Origin of the sequence: Comamonas sp. NyZ500 (assembly GCF_016772095.1) — a bacterium.
Classification (GTDB): domain Bacteria; phylum Pseudomonadota; class Gammaproteobacteria; order Burkholderiales; family Burkholderiaceae_C; genus Comamonas; species Comamonas thiooxydans.
In genome coordinates this window covers 138,951-160,905 of record NZ_JAEIJE010000005.1, presented here as the reverse complement: position 1 = coordinate 160,905, position 21,955 = coordinate 138,951, and the positions used below count along the sequence as shown (strand labels likewise).

21 protein-coding genes are annotated in these 21,955 nt (G+C 62.9%); 8 read left to right on the top strand and 13 right to left on the bottom strand.

Annotated elements, in window-relative coordinates:
* Position 1: 1 nt before the first annotated feature.
* The 3 genes from JAO85_RS10400 to JAO85_RS10390 all read right to left on the bottom strand — a co-directional run bounded on the left by JAO85_RS10400 (position 2) and on the right by JAO85_RS10390 (position 3,049).
* A complete protein-coding gene (locus tag JAO85_RS10400; protein ID WP_202788020.1) occupies positions 2 to 964 on the bottom strand; it encodes an ABC transporter substrate-binding protein in 963 nt (320 codons plus the stop codon).
* Between the two features lie 73 nt (positions 965 to 1,037).
* Positions 1,038 to 1,862, bottom strand: a complete 825-nt coding sequence (locus tag JAO85_RS10395) for a phytanoyl-CoA dioxygenase family protein (protein ID WP_039049449.1) — start codon at positions 1,860 to 1,862, stop codon at positions 1,038 to 1,040.
* A gap of 290 nt (positions 1,863 to 2,152) precedes the next feature.
* Positions 2,153 to 3,049 (bottom strand): LysR substrate-binding domain-containing protein, encoded by an 897-nt coding sequence (locus tag JAO85_RS10390; RefSeq protein WP_039049448.1) that lies wholly within the window; start codon positions 3,047 to 3,049, stop codon positions 2,153 to 2,155.
* Positions 3,050 to 3,066: 17 nt separating this feature from the next.
* On the opposite strand from JAO85_RS10390, the gene JAO85_RS10385 reads away from it, so the two are divergent.
* From JAO85_RS10385 to JAO85_RS10350, 8 genes are all read left to right on the top strand, one after another.
* Positions 3,067 to 4,356 carry a CaiB/BaiF CoA-transferase family protein gene (locus tag JAO85_RS10385; RefSeq protein ID WP_202788019.1) on the top strand — a complete coding sequence of 430 codons (1,290 nt, stop codon included), beginning with the start codon at positions 3,067 to 3,069 and terminating at the stop codon, positions 4,354 to 4,356.
* A gap of 32 nt (positions 4,357 to 4,388) precedes the next feature.
* Positions 4,389 to 5,537, top strand: coding sequence for an acyl-CoA dehydrogenase family protein (locus JAO85_RS10380; protein ID WP_039049377.1), 1,149 nt, complete (start codon positions 4,389 to 4,391; stop codon positions 5,535 to 5,537).
* Between the two features lie 45 nt (positions 5,538 to 5,582).
* Positions 5,583 to 6,317, top strand: a complete 735-nt coding sequence (hutC, locus tag JAO85_RS10375; protein WP_223305653.1) for a histidine utilization repressor — start codon at positions 5,583 to 5,585, stop codon at positions 6,315 to 6,317.
* Between the two features lie 137 nt (positions 6,318 to 6,454).
* Positions 6,455 to 8,365 (top strand): DNA helicase RecQ, encoded by a 1,911-nt coding sequence (gene recQ, locus JAO85_RS10370; protein ID WP_202788018.1) that lies wholly within the window; start codon positions 6,455 to 6,457, stop codon positions 8,363 to 8,365.
* A 265-nt stretch (positions 8,366 to 8,630) separates the two neighbouring features.
* On the top strand, positions 8,631 to 10,004 hold the full coding sequence (locus tag JAO85_RS10365; protein ID WP_012836646.1) for an aspartate aminotransferase family protein: 1,374 nt from the start codon (positions 8,631 to 8,633) through the stop codon (positions 10,002 to 10,004).
* 188 nt (positions 10,005 to 10,192) lie between these two features.
* Positions 10,193 to 11,254, top strand: coding sequence for a GNAT family N-acetyltransferase (locus JAO85_RS10360; RefSeq protein ID WP_039049375.1), 1,062 nt, complete (start codon positions 10,193 to 10,195; stop codon positions 11,252 to 11,254).
* Complete coding sequence (locus JAO85_RS10355) at positions 11,251 to 12,150, top strand: hypothetical protein (protein WP_080771139.1); 900 nt, start codon at positions 11,251 to 11,253, stop codon at positions 12,148 to 12,150. Before JAO85_RS10360 ends, JAO85_RS10355 begins: the two co-directional genes overlap by 4 nt.
* 47 nt (positions 12,151 to 12,197) lie before the next feature.
* Positions 12,198 to 13,499 (top strand): cyclopropane-fatty-acyl-phospholipid synthase family protein, encoded by a 1,302-nt coding sequence (locus JAO85_RS10350; RefSeq protein ID WP_039049374.1) that lies wholly within the window; start codon positions 12,198 to 12,200, stop codon positions 13,497 to 13,499.
* A gap of 27 nt (positions 13,500 to 13,526) precedes the next feature.
* On the opposite strand, the gene JAO85_RS10345 is transcribed toward JAO85_RS10350, so the two are convergent.
* The 10 genes from JAO85_RS10345 to JAO85_RS10300 all read right to left on the bottom strand — a co-directional run bounded on the left by JAO85_RS10345 (position 13,527) and on the right by JAO85_RS10300 (position 21,950).
* Positions 13,527 to 14,531: an ABC transporter substrate-binding protein gene (locus JAO85_RS10345; RefSeq protein ID WP_003069542.1), complete on the bottom strand. Its 1,005-nt coding sequence runs from the start codon at positions 14,529 to 14,531 to the stop codon at positions 13,527 to 13,529.
* Between the two features lie 14 nt (positions 14,532 to 14,545).
* Positions 14,546 to 14,875: a ferredoxin family protein gene (locus JAO85_RS10340; protein ID WP_003069544.1), complete on the bottom strand. Its 330-nt coding sequence runs from the start codon at positions 14,873 to 14,875 to the stop codon at positions 14,546 to 14,548.
* Positions 14,872 to 16,503 (bottom strand): FAD-dependent oxidoreductase, encoded by a 1,632-nt coding sequence (locus tag JAO85_RS10335; RefSeq protein WP_202788017.1) that lies wholly within the window; start codon positions 16,501 to 16,503, stop codon positions 14,872 to 14,874. Before JAO85_RS10335 ends, JAO85_RS10340 begins: the two co-directional genes overlap by 4 nt.
* A gap of 175 nt (positions 16,504 to 16,678) precedes the next feature.
* Positions 16,679 to 17,884, bottom strand: a complete 1,206-nt coding sequence (locus tag JAO85_RS10330; RefSeq protein ID WP_202788016.1) for a DegT/DnrJ/EryC1/StrS family aminotransferase — start codon at positions 17,882 to 17,884, stop codon at positions 16,679 to 16,681.
* A gap of 1 nt (position 17,885) precedes the next feature.
* Positions 17,886 to 18,272, bottom strand: a complete 387-nt coding sequence (locus JAO85_RS10325) for a multidrug efflux SMR transporter (RefSeq protein WP_003069549.1) — start codon at positions 18,270 to 18,272, stop codon at positions 17,886 to 17,888.
* A gap of 12 nt (positions 18,273 to 18,284) precedes the next feature.
* A complete protein-coding gene (locus tag JAO85_RS10320) occupies positions 18,285 to 18,653 on the bottom strand; it encodes an EamA family transporter (RefSeq protein WP_003071857.1) in 369 nt (122 codons plus the stop codon).
* Entirely contained in the window at positions 18,646 to 19,554 is a 909-nt protein-coding gene (locus tag JAO85_RS10315; protein ID WP_003069554.1) for a carboxylesterase, read from the bottom strand. The genes JAO85_RS10320 and JAO85_RS10315 overlap by 8 nt, the downstream gene beginning before the upstream one ends.
* Positions 19,551 to 20,264 (bottom strand): MtnX-like HAD-IB family phosphatase, encoded by a 714-nt coding sequence (locus JAO85_RS10310; RefSeq protein ID WP_041743859.1) that lies wholly within the window; start codon positions 20,262 to 20,264, stop codon positions 19,551 to 19,553. The genes JAO85_RS10315 and JAO85_RS10310 overlap by 4 nt, the downstream gene beginning before the upstream one ends.
* On the bottom strand, positions 20,257 to 21,192 hold the full coding sequence (locus JAO85_RS10305) for an HlyD family secretion protein (RefSeq protein ID WP_003069556.1): 936 nt from the start codon (positions 21,190 to 21,192) through the stop codon (positions 20,257 to 20,259). Before JAO85_RS10305 ends, JAO85_RS10310 begins: the two co-directional genes overlap by 8 nt.
* A 2-nt stretch (positions 21,193 to 21,194) precedes the next feature.
* A complete protein-coding gene (locus tag JAO85_RS10300; RefSeq protein WP_012836637.1) occupies positions 21,195 to 21,950 on the bottom strand; it encodes an ABC transporter ATP-binding protein in 756 nt (251 codons plus the stop codon).
* Positions 21,951 to 21,955 lie beyond the last annotated feature (5 nt).

Sequence of the window (21,955 nt, the reverse complement as noted above, 5' to 3'; positions counted from 1 at the left end):
GTCACTTCCTCAGGAACTGGGTGTCAAACAGGCTGTCGAGATTGGCGGGAATGGCACGGATCACGCCGGTTTCCAGCAGCAAGGTGGCTGCTTCCTTGTTGAAGGCCTGGATCTCCCCATTGAAAAAGCGAATGTTGGCCTCGCGGTCGGCCCACTTGATCTTGCTTTGAGAGGTCTCGAACTGCTCGGCCGTCTGCTTGAGGTCGGCCCCCATGATGGTGAAGGCCTTGGTCCTGTCCTTCTCGATCATGTCCAGCGCCTCGAAATAGCCTTCGGTCAGCGCCTTGGCGGCTTTGGGGTTGTCCTTGAGGAACTTTGGCGTGCAGCCGAAGGTGTCGAACACCATGGAGTACTGCTTGGAGTCGGCAATCAGCTTGCCCTTGTCAGGCTGGCTGCGCACCAAGCCCAGATATGGCTCATAGGTCATGGCTGCGTCCAGTCCGCTGTTGCCTGCGATCAGCGCATTGGCTGCCTGGGCTGGTTCCAGCGTCACCATCTTCACATCCTTGAGCGTCATGCCGTGCTTCTTGAGGATCCAGGCCAGCGAGAAATACGGATTGGTGCCGGGCGCAGACACTCCAATGGTCTTGCCCTTGAGATCCTCGACCTTCTCGATGCCGGGCCTGGCCACGATACCGTCGGCACCCATACCCTGGTCCATCTTGAAGATCTGGGTCGTGGCCACGCCGTTGGCGTTCCAGACGATCCAGGTCTCGGTTGAGGTTGCGGCACATTGCACGTCGCCCGAGGCGATCGCCAGATGGCGATCCTTCTGAGGGATCTTGCGGATGCTCACATCAAGCCCCAGCTTCTTGAAGATGCCAGCATCCTTGGCCAGCATCAGCGGGCCGAAGCCCGTCCAGCCGGACATGGCGACGGACACCTTGGTTTCCTGCGCCAGGACCGCCCCGGACAGACCTGCTGCCAACGAAAGAGCCAGCACGGTTTTTTTCATCATGGACATGGAATATTCCTCTCGACGAGATTGACAACACTGCGCAGGCGCCCGGTGCGTCCGGCCTGCCTCCACCAGGGACCTAGACAGCCGGCGCGCCATCGCGCCAGACCACAGGGAACATCGGGTCATCGAAGGGATCGCCATGCTTCATGGTGAGTCCCTTGATCGGTGGCGATCCTTTGCCGCCGCGGTCGGCATAGACGGCGTCATCACCCACCCAGCGCGCCGAGAACACCCTGCGCGCGATCTGTGATCGGTTACCGGGTGCGCCGTGCACGGTTCGGAAATTGAAGGCGATCACGTCGCCAGGCTCCATGTCCCAGCCCGCGATATCGAACTGGTCGCGTGCCGCATCGATGTCTGGCAGCGCGGCATAGTTGTCGTTCTCGTACAGGCGCGTGCCGTCGAAGCGCATGGGCCGAAAATCCTGGCCCCAGCGGTGCGAGCCGCGCACGCACTCCATCACCACCGAGCGCACCACAGGATCCAGCGGCGTCCAAAAACTCACGCTCTGCCGGCCATCCACGCAGTAATACGGCTGGTCCTGGTGCCAGGGGGTAACGGTGCTGCCTCCAGGCTGCTTGACCAGCACATGGTCGTGAAAGAAGCGTGCTGTGCGCGAGCGCATCAGTTGCGCGGCCAGTGAGCCAGCCGGAGAGCGCAGCACGAAATCGCTGAATTCAGGGATACGCTGCCAGTTGCATAGATCCTGAAAAAAGGCCGCCGAACCGTCGGCAGGCACCACCGAGCGTTCCATGGGGCCCGGATCGGCCATCAGCCTACGCACGCCCTCGCGCAACGGCTCCATCCAATCGTTGAACGCCTGACGGATCACGATGACGCCGTCGCGCTCGAATGCGGTGATGTCTTCCTCGGACAACTGCATGTGCTCCACAACTGCCATGTCAAACCCCCAATAGAACTGTCTATACATTTCCCGACAAAGCAGGATGTGTGCCAGTCTCATCGCTGTGTCTGCCACCTGTCTTACCGGAAGCTGCATGCAACTCCAGGTGCGGATTCACGCTTTGTCTGGTGCAAAGAGCGAATGGGCTGCACCGGTTCTGTGCATTTCTGCCTTCTGGCGCCCATGCCTCCGGACTCGAGAATCCTAGAGTTGCACATACCTGTATATACATATCTTCCCTGTCCGGGAAATCGCGGGGGAGCCTTGCTGCAGCCCTGGTCCGGCCTTCAGCCTGCGCGCGCGAACACCGAGCGGGCCACGGGTAGCAGCGGCTGGATCAAAGGGGAAGCCATATCCCTCGGGAAAGCCACCACCACCGACTGCCGGGCCACCGGACCACGCAAACGCCGGCAGCCCAGGCGCTTGCCGTCTTGCGACTTGTCCACCACAGGTCTCGTCGTCAGTAAACCGACACCCAGGCCATGGGCCACCAGAGAGCGAGCCATCTCCAGCGATCCGGTCTCGAAGGCGATCTGCGGCGTGGCGCCCGCCTCGCGGAACAGAGACAGGAAATACTCGCGACTGTGAGGCAGGCCTATCAGCACCAGGGGGCAGAGCGCCAGGTCTGTCAGGCGCACCGTGGCCTTGTCCGCCAGGGCATGGCCCCAAGGCAGCAGCGCATAGGGCGTCAGGTCCGCCACATGGGCCATATCCAAGCGCGGACGCGCCAGACCAAGGTCGTATTGCAGCGCTGCATCGAGTTCGCCACGCTCCAGCCGCCGCGTGAGACTCTCGATGTCACCATCAACGAGTTCGATCTCCACCTGCGGGTGGCTTTTGCGCATCTGCGCCACGATGGCCGGCACCCAGCGCGGCCCCAACGTGCTCAGATAGCCCAGGCGCAGCAGTCCGGCCATAGCCTGTGTGCGCGGCCCCTGCAGCAGCCGTGCGCGCTCTATCAATGCCTGCGCCTCACGCTGACGTGCGCTGCCCGCGGCCGTCAAGTCCATACCGCGGGCATGGCGGCGCACGAACAGCTGCTCACCCCATTGGGCCTCCAGGTCGGCAATCGCCTTGGAGATGGAGGGCTGTGAAACATTGATGGCCAGCGCCGCCTTGGCCGTGCTGCCGTGGCGTGCGGCGGCGACAAAATATTCGAGCTGGCGCAGATTTATCTGAATCAATTTTTTGAATCCAGTGAATGGGAAATGAATATTTTCCATTGATTCATGTTTTGGGCAGCATGCAGGCATCGCTTCAGATCAACAGCAGGACTCCCATGCTTGCATCAACCGAAAAAACTGCCTCCCGTCCGCTGGACGGCATCCGCATCCTGGACTTCACCCGGGTTCTGGCGGGCCCCATGTCCACGGCCTTGCTGGCCGATCTGGGCGCGGAAGTCGTGAAGGTGGAGCCGCCTCAGGGCGACGACTACCGCGCCATCGGCCCCATGAAGAATGGGCAAAGCGCCTTGTTCACGGTCATGAATCGCAGCAAGCAAAGCCTGGTGCTGGACCTCAAACATGCGGATGCGGTCGCCGTGGTGCATGAGCTCGCCCGGCAGGTCGATGTGGTGGTCGAGAACTTCAGGCCGGGCGTGGCCGAGCGCCTTGGCATCGGCCCCGAAACGCTGCGCGCCCTCAATCCCCGGCTGGTGTATGTCAGCGTCTCCGGCTTCGGCCAGACCGGCCCGCTGGCCCACCGCCCGGCCTACGACATCATTGTTCAGGCCATGAGCGGCCTGATGGAGGCCACGGGCGAGCCTCAAGGCGCGCCCACCCTGGTCGGCGAGGCGGTCAGCGATGTGGTTGCCGGCCTGTTTGCCTCCTGGGCGACACTGGCGGCCCTGTTGCAGGCGCAGAGAACCGGAGTCGGCCAGCATGTCGATGTCGCCATGTTCGACACCACGCTGAGCTTTCTGGCGACATCGATGTCGCGCTATCTGTTCACCGGCCAGCCTGCCCGGCGTGTGGGCAACCGGCATCCGCTCTCGGCGCCGTTTGGCGTCTACAGGGCACGTGACGGCCATTACGCTCTGGCCGTGCTCAACAAGAAGCTGTTCGACGCCACCGCTGCCGCGATGGACCAGCCCGAGCTGGCCAGCGATCCGCGTTTTGCCAGCGACGAAACCCGCTCGGCCAACGAGCCCGCATTGCGCGCCGCGCTGGAGGGCTGGAGCACGCAGCACGATGTGGCCGATGTGGTCGCGCGGCTCGAAGCGGCAGGCGTTCCCGCAGCCCCCATCTGGAACATAGAGCAGGCCCTGAATTCCGAGCAGATCCGCTCGCGTGGCCTGCTCTGCGAGGTCGAGGACGAACGCCTTCCGGGCCTTCAGCTGCCGACACAGCCCGTGCATTTCAACGGCGCTCTGCCCAATCGTGCGCAACGCGCACCGGCCCTGGGCGAGCACACGGAGCTGCTGCTGCAAAGCTGGCTGGGCCGCAGCACGGATGCCATTGCCGCCTTGCGCGACGCAGGCGCTTTGGGTTGATTTTGATAGCAAGAAAACAAGGAGAGACCGCCATGTCATTGATTCGTCTGGGCGCGACCGAAGAAGATCAGGCCGTTGCCGATGCCGTTGCACGCTTTGCCGAGGAAACCCTGGCCCCCGTGGCCCAGGCCATGGACGAGGAAGCCTTTTCCGCCACGCGCCATGTGCCCGGCCTGTCCGCGCTGGGCGTGATGGGCATGAATCTGCCGGAACGCTTTGGCGGACCGGGCGTCACCCCCACCGCCATGCTGATGTCGCTGGTCGCCATCTCGCGCGCCTGCGCCGCGACCTCGTCCATGATCGGTGCTCACTACCTGGGCACGGATGCCGTTCTCATTGGCGGCGATGACAGCCAGCGTGAGCAATGGCTGCCGCGCTGCGCCAGCGGGGAATGGCTGGCGGCCTTCGCGCTGACCGAGCCGCGCGGCGGCTCCCACCCTGCAGACATGCGTACCCGGGCCGTGCGCGACGGCGACGACTATCTGATCACGGGCGTCAAGCACTTCATCTCGAATGCGGCGGAGGCCCGCTTCATGGTGGTGTTCGCCAAGACCGATGCGGAGGCTGCGGCACGCGGGGTCAGCGCCTTCATCGTGCCGCGCGATCTGCCCGGCATACAGATTTCGTCGCCCGAGAAGCTCATGGGCATTCGCGGCGGCCATGCTTTTGAAGTTTCGCTGGACAGCGTGCGCGTTCCTGCCGCCAACCGCCTCGGTGCCGAGGGCACCGGCTTCAAGACCGCCATGAAAGTGCTGGACAACAGCCGCCTGGACGTGGCTGCGACCTCTCTGGGCATTGCCGAGGCCGCACTCAAGGCGGCGGCCGACTGGGCCAACCAGCGTCTGGTGGGCGGCGAACCGATAGCCAACAAGCAGGGCATACAGTTCAAGCTCGCCGACATGAAGCTGCGCCTGGAAGCTGCCTGGGCGCTGACCATGCAGGCCCTGGCACTGCGCCAGCAGGGCCAGCCCTTCACCCAACAGTCGGCCATGGCCAAGCTGTTCGCCTCGGAGATGGTGGGCTTCGTGACCGACGAGGCGCTGCAGATCCATGGCGGCTACGGCTATACCCGGGAAATGCCCCTGGAGCGCTATGTGCGCGATGCCCGCATCCTGCGCATCTACGAAGGATCTTCCGAGATTCAGCGCACCATCATTGCACGCTCCGTATTGAACGCTTAGAAGGCGCAGCGGCGCCCGGCCGGATTTGCTGGTGTAATCCACTCCATGGACAAACACTCTTCCATGTCGCTGCACGGGAAAATTCTCACCGAGATTGAACAGAACATTCTCAGTGGCCGCTGGCCGCCCGGCTATCGCATCCCGTCGGAGATGGAGCTGACCGTCCATTACCAATGCTCGCGCATGACGGTGAGCAAGGTGCTCAACAAGCTGGCAGAAGCCGGTCTGCTGGTGCGCAAGCGCAAGGCGGGAAGCTTTGTGACGCGCCCGCAAACCAGCTCTGCCGTGCTGGAGATTCCCGATCTGCGCCAGGTGGTGCTGGGCATGGGCCAGGAGTATTCGAGCAGGCTGCTCGGCCGCACGCAGCGGCGCAGCACGCGCGAAGACATGGAGGCCATGCGCATGGCCCGGCCTGCCTCCATCGTCCATGTGCTGTGCCTGCACATGGCGGGATCGCGTCCGTTCTGCATCGAAGACCGCCTGATCAATCTCGAATCCGTGCCGGACGCCGAGCACGAGCCTTTCACCGAGCACAGTCCCAGCTCCTGGATGGTCAACCATGTGCCCTGGAGCTCGGCCGAACACCGCATTCGTGCCGAAGCGGCCAGCGAGGAAACCGCCGGCTTGCTGGAGATCAAGCCCGGCTTTCCCTGCCTGGTGATCGACCGCCGTACCTGGACCGGGCAGCTGCCCATCACCTTTGTGCGCCTGACCTATCCCGCCGATCTCTACGAGCTGGATGCGCATTTTTCGCCCTCCACCATAGGGCAGGCTGGCTGATTGCGCATAACCCGGCCTGGGCAGCGCGCCGGGTCGCGGCGCACAATAGGGCCAGTTCTGATGCTTGCACCAGAGGCCAAATCAGCCTCTTCCCCATATACAGCAAGCGCTACCAGCTATCGATTCAAGAGTACCCGGTGTCTTCCGCGCAATCCATTCTGCAAGCCGTTTTTGGCTACGAGCAATTCCGTGGCCCCCAGCAGGCCATCGTCTCGCATGTCATCAACGGCGGCGATGCGCTGGTGCTCATGCCCACGGGCGGCGGCAAATCGCTGTGCTACCAGGTTCCGGCCATTGCGCGCCAGCAGCTCGGCCATGGCGTGACGATCGTGGTCTCGCCGCTGATCGCGCTCATGCACGACCAGGTCGGGGCGCTGCATGAGGCCGGCATCAGCGCCGCCTATCTGAACTCCACCCTGAGCTACGACGAGACGCAGGAGGTGGAGCTGCGCCTGCAAAGCGGCGACATCACCCTGCTCTATGCCGCTCCCGAGCGGCTGAACACGCCACGTTTTCTGGGTCTGCTCGACGATCTGCATGCCCAGGGAAAGCTGTCGCTGTTCGCCATCGACGAAGCGCATTGCGTGAGCCAGTGGGGACACGACTTCCGCCCCGAATACCGCGCGCTGAGCGTGCTGCACCAGCGCTATGCCGAGGTGCCGCGCATCGCGCTGACGGCCACAGCCGATGCGCTGACGCGCGCCGACATCATCGAGCGCCTGCAGCTGGAAGCGGCCCAGCATTTCATCAGTAGTTTCGACCGCCCGAACATCCGCTACAAGATCGCCGAGAAAAAAGACGTCAGCAACCAGCTGCTGCGCTTTATCGAACGCGAGCACGAGGGCGAGGCCGGCGTGGTCTATTGCCAGTCGCGCAAGCGTGTCGAGGAGCTGGCCCAGACCCTGGTGCAGAACGGCATCAATGCCCTGCCTTATCACGCCGGCCTGCCCCAGGAAATGCGCCAGAATCATCAGGACCGTTTTCTGCGCGAAGAAGGCGTGGTGATGTGCGCCACGATTGCCTTCGGCATGGGCATCAACAAGCCCGATGTGCGCTTTGTGGCCCATGTGGACATGCCCAAGAACATCGAGGGCTACTACCAGGAAACCGGCCGTGCGGGCCGCGACGGCCTGCCCGCCGATGCCTGGATGGCCTACGGTCTCAGCGACGTGGTCAACCAGCGCCGCATGATCGACGAAAGCCCGGCCGAAGAACAGTTCAAGCAGGTGATGCGCGGCAAGCTCGATGCCCTGCTCGGTCTGGCCGAGGCCACGGACTGCCGCCGCGTGCGGCTGCTGGCCTATTTTGGCGAGCAGTATGGACAGGAGCCGAGCCTGGATGGCAAGCCACTGCAGGCCGTTGCCCGCACCCATTGCGGCAACTGCGACAACTGCCTGGAACCGCCGGCGCTATGGGATGGCACGGATGCGGCACGCAAGCTGCTGTCCACCATCTTCCGCGTGCACGAGGCCAGCGGCCTGACCTATGGTGCGGGCCACATCATGGACGTGCTGCGCGGCAAGGAGACGGACAAGGTCACGCAGTACGGGCATGACAAGGTATCCACCTTCGGCATCGGCAAGGAGTATTCGGAGCCACAGCTGCGCGCCGTGATGCGCCAGTTGCTGGCCACGGGGGCCCTGAGCCTGCACAAGGTGGTGAGCGAGAACAGCGGCCATGTGTTTGACACCTTGTGCCTGGCCGCGGGCTCGCGTGCCGTGCTCAAGGGCGAAGTACAGGTGCAGCTGCGCGAGGCCGTGGCCGCATCGCGCAGCAAGAAGCAGGGCAAGAAATCGGCCGCCAATGCAGCTGCGGTCAATCTGGGCCCCGATGCGCAGGTTCGCTTCATCAATCTCAAGGCCTGGCGCGCCGAAGTGGCCAAGTCGCACAATCTGCCGGCCTATGTGATCTTCCACGACGCCACGCTGGCATCGATTGCCGAACTCAATCCCCAGAGCCTGCAAGAGCTGCAGGGCGTCAGCGGCATGGGCACCAAGAAGCTCGATGCCTATGGCGCCGAGGTGCTGCGCGTGGTGGCACTGGGCTGATCGGCCCGGATTCGGCAGCGGTCTGGACGCCGCCTCAAGGACCTGCAGCAAGCCGCGCCCCGGACCTTGAACAGGGTCGGGCAAGCTCCTACTGGCAGTTGCGCGCGCCCGGACATCTGCCGCCGCCATTTGCGGCGCTGGAAATCGCCCGACGCAGAGCTCTCCACAATTCCCACACAAATGCTCGACAGCCCGGAAATATTGCAAACGCACACTGCTGCCGCATACCGTTGACCGAATCCATTTTTGCGGAGCGCTTTCTGCTGTGATCAATACTGCCCAATTGCTGGCTGACGAAGCCAAATACTGCTCGTTTGGCGACACCGTCCACTACGTCAATCCTCCCAAGATCTTCACGGGCTGCGAAGGCAGCTATATGTACGACGATGCCGGCACGTCCTACCTCGATCTGCAGATGTGGTATTCGGCCGTCAACTTCGGCTACAAGAACAAGCGTCTTGAAGCCAAGATGATCGAGCAGCTGCAGGAGCTGCCCCAGGTGGCCAGCCAGTATCTGCACCCCACCAAGATCGAACTGGCCAAGTTCATTGCCGAAGACGCCAAGGGCAAATGGGGCCACGACGGCCGCGTGCACTTCAACGTGGGCGGCGCGCAAGCCATCGAGGACTCGCTGAAGGTCGTGCGTAACGCCAGCGGCGGCAAGAGCCTGATGTTCGCGTTCGAAGGCGGCTATCACGGCCGTACGCTGGGCGCTTCCTCGATCACCTCCAGCTACCGCTATCGCCGCCGTTTCGGCCATTTCAGCGACCGCGCACAGTTCATCCCCTTCCCCTACCCCTTCCGCCGCCCCAAGGGCATGACGGCAGAGGAGTACGCGGAATCCATCGTGGCCGACTTCCGTCGCAAGTTCGAAAACGAATACCACGCGGTCTGGGACCCCAAGACCAACCAGTGCGAATACGCAGCCTTCTACATCGAGCCCATTCAGGGCACCGGTGGCTACGTGATTCCGCCTGCCAACTTCTTTACCGGCCTGAAGAAGGTACTGGACGACCACGGCGTACTGCTGGTGGTCGATGAAATCCAGATGGGCTTCTGGCGTACCGGCAAGCTGTGGTCGGTGGAAAACTTCGGCATCCAGCCCGATGTGCTGGTGTTTGCCAAGGCCCTGACCAATGGTCTGAATGCGCTGTCCGGCCTGTGGGCTCGCGAAGAGCTGATCAACCCCACGGTGTTCCCGCCCGGCTCCACCCATTCCACCTTTGCCTCCAACCCGCTGGGTACGGCCCTGGGCCTGGAAGTCATGAAGATGACCCACGAGATGGACTTCGGTCGTCAGGTGCGCGAATCGGGTGCCTACTTCCTCGAAGGCCTCAAGGAGCTGCAAAAGCGCCACAAGGAAATCGGCGATGTGGACGGCCTGGGCCTGGCGCTGCGTGCCGAAATCTGCACCGAGGACGGCTTCACGCCCAACAAGGCGCTGCTGGACAAGATGGTGGACATCGGCCTCGAAGGCGGCCTGGAATACCAGGGCCAGAAACGCGGCCTGGTGCTGGACGTGGGCGGCTACTACAAGAACGTGATCACCTTCGCGCCTTCGCTGATGATTTCGCGCAGCGAGATCGACGAAGCCATGGTGCTGCTGGATCAGTTGCTGACCAAGGCTAAAAAGGCGTAACCCCCTGAGCGGCTTTGCCTAGGCGGCCCCGCCGCTTCCCCCTCTGTCTTCGGGAGGGGGAAGACAGCCTCGCTGTGCGGCGGCGGGGGCCGCCCAGGTCTTGCTCACTGTCTCTTGCTTGGGTTGTGCCAGTTTTCTGCGCTGCAGACACACTCAGGCGCCATCAAAACCGACTACAAAAAGGCGAAATGGCGACGGAAAATTTCCGCAACCAGCTCGAACCCAGTGGCTTGCTGCAGCAGTTCTCCAACCATCCTCCAGAAGGCTTTGCCTTGCTGAAGGAATGGCCGGCGCCAGCATTCACCGCCCCCTTCGATTTGCTGACCACCGCAGAAGACGCGCTCAAGGCGCGTCTTCTGTCGTTGCCGGGCGGGCGCTGGCTGAGCTCCAGGCTCAGGCTGAAGACGGACTTCATCGGCAGCACGGTCAGCGAGTATGCGCCCCTGCCCCAGGGCGTGGATGCGGCCACGCTGGCGCGGCAACTGCGCGCCGTGGCGGGCCGGACCATGCTCACCATCGTCAAGGATCTGCCGCAAGAATCGCCCCTGCTGAGCGCCAGCGACAACGACTTTGCCAAGGCCTTGTCCCAGGCACTGGCCGAGCAAGGCTTTGTGGCGCTCGAAGGCCAGGCACTGGCCTATGTACCTCTTGGCTTTGCCAGCACGGACGAGTATCTGGCCGGCCTGTCCAAGAACCGCCGCAGCAGCCTCAGGCGCAAGCTCAAGAGCCGCGCACAGCTCTCCGTCCAGCGTATCCCTACCGGCGCAGCCTTTGCCGCTGATGCCCAGGTGGATGCCTACTATGCGCTGTTTGATGCGGTGTATGCGCAAAGCGACATTCACTTCGACAAACTCACGCGCGGCTTCTTTGCCGACTTACTGCGCGATGCGGACAACGGCGGCATCGTGTTCGAGTACCGGGATCGGCAAAGCGATGCTCTGCTGGGCTGGAATCTGTGCTTCGAGCATGACGGCAGGCTGATCGACAAATACATAGGTCTGTGCTACCCCGCAGCGCGCGAAGCGAATCTCTATTTCGTGAGCTGGATGGTCAACCTCGAGTACGCACTGGAGCGGGGCCTGTCCCACTATGTGGCGGGCTGGACCGACCCGGAAGTCAAGGCCCAGCTCGGCGCCAGCTTCACCATGACGCAGCATCTGGTCTTCATCCGCAATCCCGTGCTGCGCGCCTTGGGGCGACGCTTCTCCGGTCTGTTTGAAAGCGATCGCCAGTGGAGTGACAAGCCATGATGCAACAAACACCTGTGGTGCTGGATGTCGATGGATCGGTAGGCCCGCTGCTCCAGGAGAAGCGGCTTGCGCTCGCCCAGTGGCAGGAGCTGGTGCGCTTTGGCTGCGGCCTGCGCAGCTTCAGGCGCTTCAGCCTGGCCATGCAGGAGCAGCTGCCCGCGCAGCACGGTACCGTGCTCATGGGCAGCGGCGACTTTCACCATCTGAGCTGGCCGCTGATCGAGCGCTGCATCGCCCAGAAGGGCTTCAGCGCCAAGCATCCGCTGCGCGTGGTGGTGCTGGACAACCACCCGGACAATATGCGCTTTCCCTGGGGCGTGCACTGCGGCTCCTGGGTGCGACGCGTGGCCATGCACCCGGCCGTGTCGCAGGTCCATGTGGCAGGCATCACCTCGCAGGACATAGGCTCGGGCCACGCCTGGGAAAACTATCTGCGGCCGCTGCGCGCCGGCAAGCTCACCTACTGGAGCTGCGGCGTGGACACCGGCTGGGCCCGGCGTCTGGGCGCGGGCAAGGCGTTTCGCAGCTTTGCCAATATCTCGGAGCTGGTACAGGCGCTGTCCAGCCATCTACATGACTGGCCGCAGGACACCTATCTGAGCATAGACAAGGATGTGTTCGCCGCCGAAGTCGTGCGCACCAACTGGGACCAGGGCCGGATGCTGGAAGAGCAGGCCGTGCAGCTGATCGATGCGCTGCGCGGACAGATCACGGGCAGTGATATCACGGGTGACGTATCGTCATGGCACTATGGCACCTGGTGGAAACGACTGATGAGCGCGGGCGACGGCCAGGACACACAGATTGACGCCGCTACGCTGGCCGGCTGGCAGGCCGGGCAGCATGCATTGAACCAGCGGCTGATACAGCACATAGCGCTCAGCAGCACGAGTTAGAGCGATTCCACCGACCACTTTTCAACACTTCGCTTCAAGGAGCTGACATGCTGGACCGGTTGACCGAAAAATTGCTGCAACAGGTATTTGCACCTCTGGTCAAAACGGGACGGCTCGAAGTCACCACCCCTTCAGGCAAGGCGCTGATCTTCGGCGACGGCGGCCAACCCCAGGCGCGTCTGCGTTTTGCCGACAGACGCGCCGTCATTGCACTGCTGCGCGATCCCGACCTCAACTTTGGCGAGCTGTTCATGCAGCAGCGCCTGCTGGTCGAGCAAGGCACGGTCTATGACGTGCTGGAACTGGTGCTGCGCGGCGCCAGGCATGTGCCCGTCAGCGCCACGGTACGCTTGCTCGATGCCTGGCGCATGAAGCTGCGGCCCTTGCTGCAGAACAATCTGCGCGGCAAGTCGCGTGCCAACGTGGCGCATCACTACGATCTGGACGACCGGCTCTATCAGCTGTTTCTCGACAGCGAGCGCCAGTACTCCTGCGCCTATTTCGAGCAGGGCAACGAAGACCTGGAAACGGCACAGCTGGCCAAGAAGCGCCATATCGCCGCCAAGCTGCTGATCGAGCCGGGCCAGCGCGTGCTCGACATAGGCTGCGGCTGGGGCGGTCTCTCGCGCTATCTGGCCGAGGTGGGCGGTGCCGGCCATGTCACAGGCATCACGCTGTCCACGGAGCAGCTGGCCGGCGCGCAGTCCAGGGCCTCGCAATCCATCCATGGCGAGCGGCTGGAGTACCGGCTGGAAGACTACCGCGACACACAGGGGCCGTTCGAGCGCATCGTCTCTGTCGGCATGTTCGAGCATGTGGGCACGAGATTCCATGACGCCTTCTTCCGCAAATGCCATGAGCTGCTCAGCGAGGACGGCGTGATGCTGCTGCACTTCATCGGCAACAGCGATGTGCCCGACTTCAACAATCCCTGGATAGAGCGCTACATCTTTCCCGGCGGCCATATCCCGTCGATGTCGGAGTTCACGCCGGCCATAGAGCGCGCGGGGCTGGTGATCTGCGATATCGAGGTGCTGCGCCTGCACTATGCCCAGACCCTGCGCCTGTGGCGCGAGCGTTTCATGGCACGCCGTGCCGAAGCCGCCGCCCTGTATGACGAGCGCTTCTGCCGCATGTGGGAGTTCTATCTGTCCATGTCGGAGACCGCGTTCCGCTATCAGGACATCGCCATCTTCCAGGTTCAGCTGGCGCGCAGGCAGGATGCCGTACCGCTCACGCGCAGCTATATCGCCGAGCGCGAGACAGCACTGAAAGCCAGGGAGTCCGGACAGAAATGCAGAGTCTCCGCTATGACAGATCCCACTGAAGCAAGGGAAAATATCGCTTGATTCCAACGATCTTGTCAGAAGAAAAGCTCATGAAAACCCGGGAATCTTCCAGCTCTCAACGGAAAAATCCTTGCGCACCAGCTTTTCATTGAGCAGGAAGCGTTTGGCCTCGGAGATCAAATGCAAGCCTTGCTCCGGATAGGCCTGAGCGGGCAGATTACTCAATGCCACAGAGGCTTTGACCGCTGGCACCGGGAAACCGCTGGCCTCGGCATGAAACGCCAGATACGCTGCGCTGTCGCTACGAATCTCCCCCAGGGCAATGCTGCGTGCGCGACCCCAGGTAGCAGGAAATTGCGGCAACCTCGCAAGCAGTTTGGGAGAAATCACAATGACCGATGTGCCCAGCAGCGTCGGATACTGCGCAGCCTCTGCCAGAACCGGAAAGCCTTGCTGCGCCAGCAACGGCCCCATATTGATAGGTGCGGCAAACGCAGCCACATCCCCACGCTCCAGCGCCGGTGCACCGTCGCGCGGCAGCATATGCACCACCTTGACCCTGCCGCTCAAACCATGCTGCCTGAGCAGACCCAGCACAAAGCGGTGCATGTATGAGCCCAGAGCCACGCCAACGACTTTGCCCTTGAGCTCCTCCACCGTCTTGATGCCAGCCTTGGGCGTCAGCAGCCAGGTGTTCATGCCCACGCAATCAAAACCCAGCAGCTTACCTTGAAAGCCTTGCGCATGAGCGACCACTGCGGGTGTGTCGCCATAGATGCCGATGTCCAGGTGGTCGGCAATGAATGCTTCGTTCAAGTCCGGTCCATTGGGAAACACACGGGTCACGACCTGGGAGAAGCCCAACGTGCTCAGTTCTCGCTGCAAGATGCCCTGCTGCAGCGCCCAGCCCGTGGCATAAGCAGGCTTCTTTCCAGGACCGATATAGCCGATACGCAAGGTCTGCGCCGCGCTTTGAGACTGCGCTTCACCCAGCATGGGAATGCTTGCCGCCAAAGCGCCAAGCAGCCATTGACGACGATTGAAAGCGGCACAAGAGCCTGCTTCCGACAAACGGATTTCATGTTCTGACATGGATGACTAAATTTCTAATGAGCACGCGCCAGCAGCTCGTAGCTGGCATCCAGTGCCGCGGTAGATTGGCGACCTTTGCCCCAACCAACGGAGGCGCGATAGCTGCCCAGCAAAGCTTGCGTGGCAGGCGAAAGCTCATCCACATGGGCAGCCGCATCTGCCACCGGGGCAACATACAAGGCGTCCTCGGGGCAATACAGCTCGCACATAAAGCAAGTCTGGCAATCGCTTTGCCGGGCAATGCGCGGAGCCTGCCCTTTGACCATGTCGAACACATTGGTAGGACAGGCATGGACGCAGATATTGCAGCCGGTGCAACGCTCTGAGCTGATGATTTCGATCATGCGAGCACTCCTTCGGAAGACGGCACTTCTTTGACCTGCTGACGACGCACCCAGACTTCATCAAGGCCGCCAGAAATCAATCGATGTCTCTGGCCTGGGTCCAATTCTTGATGATCGCGACGGCGATGCATGCCCCGGGTTTCGGTACGTTGCAAGGCACTCCGGTACATCCATCGCGAGGTAGCCAGCATGGCTGTTGCCTCCCTCAGGCGCAGGCGCTCTTCGATGGACTGGAACTGCACACCAGTACGCAGGCGCAGCCACAAGGCATCAAGGTTCTGCAGAGACTGCTGCAACTCATCGGATTGGCGATTCCAGTTGCGCTCGTACGGGAAGACTTCGGCCTGTACCGCTTGAATCAGCTGACTGCTGTCCAGCCGAGCTTGACCCTGCTCCTCAAGACCTGGACTGCCAGCGCGGTAAAGCTGCCGTGATTTCATCGGGTTATGCAAGGCAAAGCGCGCAGCGCCGGCACCAGCCCAGAATCCCGAAGAGAGCGCCCAGGCTGCGTTATGACTGCCGCCCCCGGTAAAGCCACCACAGATCAGCTCGCGCGTTGCTGCATCGCCTGCAGCGTACAGCCCGGCCACGGAGGTTGCACAGTCGGCATCCACCACATTCAGACCGCCAGTGCCACGCACCGTTCCTTCCAGCCGCAAGCTGACCGGGAACATTTCATGAAAAGGGTTGATGCCTTTGCGGTCAAACGAGACAAAGAAGTTGGGCTGTGCCGTGCGCATCCATGCCTGAATGCTCGCATCAGCTTTATCCAAGCGCGCAAAAACAGGCTGTGTTTGCAACGTCTGCGCAATGATGCTGCGCCCACGCGAAGACCCTGCACCATCGATCAGCGAGCCGTCTGCATAGTAAAAACTGGCCCAGTTGTAGAACAGCGACTTGGTGACCGAAGAGAACGCCGGCCCCAGCCCATAGGCATTGGAGAATTCCATGCCCGAGAGCTGTGCCCCCACCTCGGCGGCCATCAGGTATCCATCACCGGTCAGCACATTGCAGCCCAGCGCGCGACTAAGGAAAGCGCAGCCGCCGGTGGCAATGATGGTTGCACTTGCACGCACAACCCAGGTATCTTCGGCTTGCCTGCGCACACCTGTTGCGCCGCATACCGTGCCAGCGTCATCCACGAGCAATTCCAGCGCCGGGCTATGGTCAAGAATACGTACGCCGGCAGCCTTGACCTGCTTGCGCATCAAACGCATATATTCAGGGCCTTGCAGGGAGTTGCGCCGCAGCTTGCCCTCCACATCGACAGGAAACGGGTAACCCCATTCAGTCAACAGCTCGATGTTGTTCCAGGTCTGCTCCAGCACCCGATCCATCCATGCCTGCTCGGCCAGCATGCCGCCCATGGTGTAACGACTGGCTTTGGCTTTCTCACGCAAATCCCCGGTATTGTCGACATGCCAAACGCCGCAGCCCGAAGGTGCAGTTGCGCCCGATGTTCCGCAATATCCCTTGTCGACCAGCAGCACGTTTGCCCCCTGGCTGGCCGCACTGATGGCAGCCCATGCCCCTGCTGGCCCAGCGCCGATAACCAGAACATCCACATCGTGCTGGCGGGCCCCCGCCGCGTTTGACAGCGCTTGCCTTGAGCGTTTTCCTACTTCCATTTTCACCACTCCTTGTGCCTTGATCTGCGGGGCAACAGGCCATGCAGTCCGTTCAAGTTCAGTGTAGAAACGAGCCGGCGAAAACAGAACGAATGGATTTCTATATCGTTATTGCAGACAGATTGCAGGCGTAGGCGTAGGCGTAGGCGTAGGCGTAGGCGTAGGCGTAGGCGTATCAGCGTGCTGCCAGCGTGCCCAGCAAATCCGCAAAGCGCTCGTCATCCAGCCATGGGCTATTGCTGATGGCCAGCAAGCGCTGCGCCCAGTCGCGCGCCTGGCTGACCGCATCGTCACGTGCAGCACCCAGTACATGGTCGTAGCGGCCATAGTCGGGCAGCACATGGACAAAGGGCAGAGACAGACCACAGCCACCGCCCCAATGCGCGCGCAGCACGGCATCCCTGGCCTGCTGGCTCGGCATGCGCAGCAGGATCACCGGCCACACGCCCTGCGCCCGGGGCACGGCATCCTGCACCACGTCCAGCCCGCAAGCCTGCAACTGAGCGATGCGCAGGCGAGCCTGTCCGGATGCTTGCTGCTGAAACGCCTCCAGCCGCCGCAATGCCCTGGCCCCCACGCTCTGGCGCCAGCGCCCCAGACTGTGCTGGGGAATGAGATCGTCGAAGTCATCGCCTGCGGCCTCTACCCAGTCACCCCGCGACAATGATTTCTCCAGCGGCCTGCCATAGGCCATGCGCAGACCCGAGGGCCGGTAGAGCATGGCGTAGCCCAGCAGCTCGATGCTGCGGCGCAGCTCCCACCACAGGCTGAACCGGGTGGCGGCGCCGGCTGCGCTCAGCGCAGCACGCATGGAAGGCTCGCGCGCCATCAGCACGCCACCTTCAAAGGTGCTCAACCCCTTGCCGACGGCCAGGCTGAAAAAGCCGATATCGCCTTTGAGGCCCACCGAAGCTCCGCCGCTGCGCGCTCCCAGCGCCTGGGCGGCATCCTCGATCACATAGGCGCCCACGGCGCGCGCGCATTGCAGGGCGGCGTCCACATCGGCCACACGCCCGCACAGATGCGTGGGCAGCACGGCCAGCGTCCGGTCGCTGCACAGGCGCTGCAGGCAGACAGGGTCCATGTCCAGCGTATCGGCGCGCAAATCGCACAGGCGCAGTTGCAGCCCGCACTGCGCAATCGCCAGCGCCACCAGCGGACAGGTATAGGCCGGTGCAACGATCTCGCTGCGCCCAGGACTGAGGGCCTGCAGGCTGCGCAGCGCCACCATCAGGGCCGAGGTCCCCGAGCATTCGAGTTGCACCGCCTCCACGCCCAGCCAGGCAGCCAGCTGTCCTGCCAGGCTGCCCGCACCCGAAGGCCAGAGGTCGCCGAGCTGCAGTGGCAGGCCGGCCGTTGGCGGCACCGTGGGCTGGCGCATGTCAGGCGGCCTGCTCGGCCTCTGGCTTCTCGCTCACCGCCAGGCACATGATGCCGGCCACGATGAACAGACAGCCAATGATCTGCGGCCAGCCAATGGGCTCGTTGAACAGCCAGTACGAGATCGCCAGCACCGAGATGATCTCCAGATGCGAGGCCGCGAATGCCGGGCCGATGGGAGCGTGCTTGAGCAGGCTCATCCAGGTGAAAAAGGCACCGATGTAGCCAACGAATGCACCGTAGATCCAGGGCTGGCTGAACACGCGCAGCAGCCAGCCGGTGGAGAACTCCAGCGGCAGTGCGGAATCACCGGCCTGCTTGAAGCTGAGCTGCGCCAGCGTGTCAAAGGCCATGAGTACCAGAAAGCCGACAATGTAAAAACGCTTCATAGCCGACGGCCCTCAGTGCAATCCAACGATGGCCACGCCTATGGACACCAGCACGATGCCGGCCACGCGCATGGGCGCGAGCTTTTCGCGAAACAGCACCCGCCCCAGAATCATGATGGCGACGATGTTGATCGAGCCCAGCAGCACCCCGTCCGACAGCGGCACCAGCGACAGAAATGCCAGCCAGACCAGAAACTCCGCCACATAGCAGGCAATGCCCACCCACAGCCAGGGCCTGGCCAGCATGAAGCGCCAGCGCTCCGTGCCATTGCGATGCCCCGGCTCGCTGGCCGCGGCCTTGAAAGCCAGCTGTCCGCCGCTGTCCACCAGCACATTGAGTATCCACAGCGTCACCACCAGGGGCGAGAGATCACTACCCATTCGCACCCCTGGCAGGCGCTGCCGAGCTGGCGATACGCGCGATGAACTCGTTGAGCTTGGCAATCACGGTGCGGCGCTCGCGGTCGATGGTGATCATGTGATAGCAATTGTCCAGCAGCACCAGGTCGACATGGGCGTTGACCGCGCCGCGCTGGATATCGTGGGCATTGCTGACCGAGGAAATATCGTCTTCCCGGGCATGAATGACCAGACAGGGCGAGCGCAGCTGCGCCAGTCCGGCCTGCACATTCGCGGACAGGGCGCGCAGCTCGATGACGCTCCACCAGGGATTGCCGGGCAGGCCTGCGGCAGAGCTGTCGCCGCTGTTCATCTGCTCGACCACGCGCGCGCGCAAGGCCTCGTCCTTGATGCCGTAGGGTGGCGCCTCCATGAAGACGCTGTTGCGGCCAATGCCCAGCAAGCGGAATAGCGGCAGCAGGAACGCCAGCTTGGTATAGGCAGGGATGCTCCAGCCGTCATAGCGGAAGGTGGTGGACAGCGCGCAGACGCCCGCAACCTTGTCGGGATGGCGCTCGGCCACGGCCAGTGACAGCAGCGCCCCCATGGAAAGACCGCCGACCACCACATGGTCCACATGCAGCGAAAAGCGCTGCAGGCCCGACTCCACACTGGCCAGCCAGTCCGTCCAGCGGGCAGCCACCAAGTCTTCCATGCTGCCGCAATGTCCTGCCAGCTGCACCCCGTAGACCGTGAAGCCCTGCTTGTTCAGACCTTTAGCGAGCAGGCGCATCTCGGCGGGCGTGCCGGTCAGGCCATGGATCAACAGCACGCCCGTGCGGGCATTGCGGCCTTCGCCGGGCATGACGAACTCATGCGGCGTCACGCACAGCTGCTGCAAATCCGGCTGCTGCAGCAGCCCCAATCCATCGGCCGCATTCATGCAATCTGCTCCATGCCGAGCAGGACCTGCTCCAGCAGTTGGGTGGCCTGCGCAAAATGCTCGAAGCGCGCGTGGGCAATCCCCTGGCTCTCGCAATAGTCGATGAGCTTGTACTTGGCCAGCACGAAATCCGCCTTGCCGGAAACGCAGAAGTCCGACGTGCTGTCGCCGATATACAGCACTCGCCCATGAACGGCCTGCTGCTCGGCCAGGCGTTCGCACTTGCAGTTGCCGCTGGCCCGTGTGCAGCGATTGCTGGCCCAGGGCGAATCCAGTCGCCAGCTACGCTCGCCCGTCTGCACCAGATGGTTGGCGATCACTTCCAGATCCCCGAGGCCATGGCGTGCGAGCACATGGCGAATCGCATAGTCAATGCCGTCGCTGACGACCTGCACCTTGATGCCATGCAGCCTGGCCTCGGCCACGAAGCCGGCAAAGTGCTCGTCGATCTCGATGCTGTCCAGATGGTTCTGCAGCTCGACCTCGCTCATGTCCAGCAGGGCCACCTGCCCCTTCATGCATTCGCGCGAGCCGATATCGCCGCGCTCCCAGGCGTCTTCCAGTTCCTCCCAGCCCGGCTTGCCAAAGCGATTGAGCAGGGTATCGGTCACGTCCAGCAGGCTGATGGTGCCGTCGAAATCGCTTTGCACCATCCAGCCGGCCGTAGCGGTACCTGCAGGCGACGGGAAAATCTGAATGCGCTTATTCATGGAAACTGACCCTCACGTTCTGACCGACCTTGACATTGGCGGGCGGCTGGTCAAATGCCAGCACGCATTCCACAACCCTTACCGGGCCGCGCTGCGCGTCGTCCTGCAGCTTGGCCGCTCCATAGACGGGACTGATGCGCAACACGGTCGCAGCAGGAAACTCCTGGCGGGCAGCGCTGCCGTCTGCGTCCACCGTCACCAGGGCCTTCATGCCCTCGCGAATCGCCGTCACAAAGCTTTCGTTGACTTCGGCACGCACGATAAAGGGGCGCTTGGGCAGCAGCACCGCCACCGGACTGCCGCTTTGCAGCATGCTGCCGCCCTGTGCCTGCAGACGCACCACGACTGCGGCCTCGGGCGCACGCAGCTCGTGGCGCTGCAGCAGGGCCCGCAACTGCTCGGCCTTGCGCTTGGCGACCGTGACTTCTGCAGCCGCAATATCCACTTCGGACTGCGCATCACGCAGGGCCTGCACGGCTTCGTCCACGCTCTGCAGGTCCGCTGCCCCCTGTTTGGCAGCGGACTGCCAGCGCGTCAGCGTGGCCTTGAGCGCGGGCAGGCGATTCTGGCGCGTCTTGAGTTTGGTCTGTGCCAGCTGCAGCTCGGACTCCGCCACCGCCAGATCGGCGCGCGCCGCATCGTCGGCTAGACGCAGCACTGGCTGGCCTTTCTGCACGCTCTGGCCTTCCTTGACCAGCAATTGCTGCACCACGCCCGATGCGGCAGACGAGAGATCGAGCAGACCGCCTTCTACATCGATCTTGCCCCGCGCAACGGCTACCTGGCTTTGAGGCTTGATCTGGGCTGCGGCCGGCGTGATCACGGAGGCTGCGTCCTGAGACGGAGAGCACCCGCCCAGCATCAGCACGGCAGCCGCCAGCAGCGGCGCGCCCGACACAATGCTGAGACGAAATGGGCTTGGGTTCATGTTTATTCCTTGATGGGGCTGTTCTGGCGCCAGTCGCTGCGAATGGCGCCGTCTTCCATGCCCAACACACGATCGGCGTGGCGCACCAGGCGCGGATCATGGCTGACGCAGAGCACCGTGGTGCCGTGCGTGCGCGCTGCACGGTGCAGCAAATCAATGACACGCTGGCCGCTCTCGGCGTCCAGCGCACTGGTGGGCTCGTCGGCGAACAGCAGGCGAGGCTGCTTGGCCATGGCACGTGCGATGGCCACACGCTGCTTCTCGCCGCCCGACAGCTGGGCCGGGCGCATATGACTGCGGTGCGAGAGCCCCACTTCATCGAGAGCCTCCTTGGCACGGCGCAATGTCTCGGCGTTCTTGAGGCCCATATAGCCAAGCGGCAGCTGCACCTGCTCCAGTGCCGTCAAGGCCGGAAACAGATTGAAGCCCTGGAAGACAAAACCCGTATGACGCAGACGAAATTTCTCCAGCGCCGCCGTGCCGAGCTTGGCCAGGTCCTCGCCCAATGCGATCGCGTGACCGGCATCGGGCTTTTGCAGTCCCGACATCAGCGACAGCAGCGTGCTTTTTCCGCAGCCCGAAGGGCCAGAGATCAGGCTCAACTCCCCCGCATACAGGCTGACGGACAGTCCTTGCAGCACATGCACCTGGACGATGCCCGACACAAAGGATTTGTCGAGACGCACAGCCTCGAGGCTGGGCGCTGCATCCTTGACTGCAGCAGAATTTTTGATGCGTTCCATGGTCTCGGCTTGCATGTTTC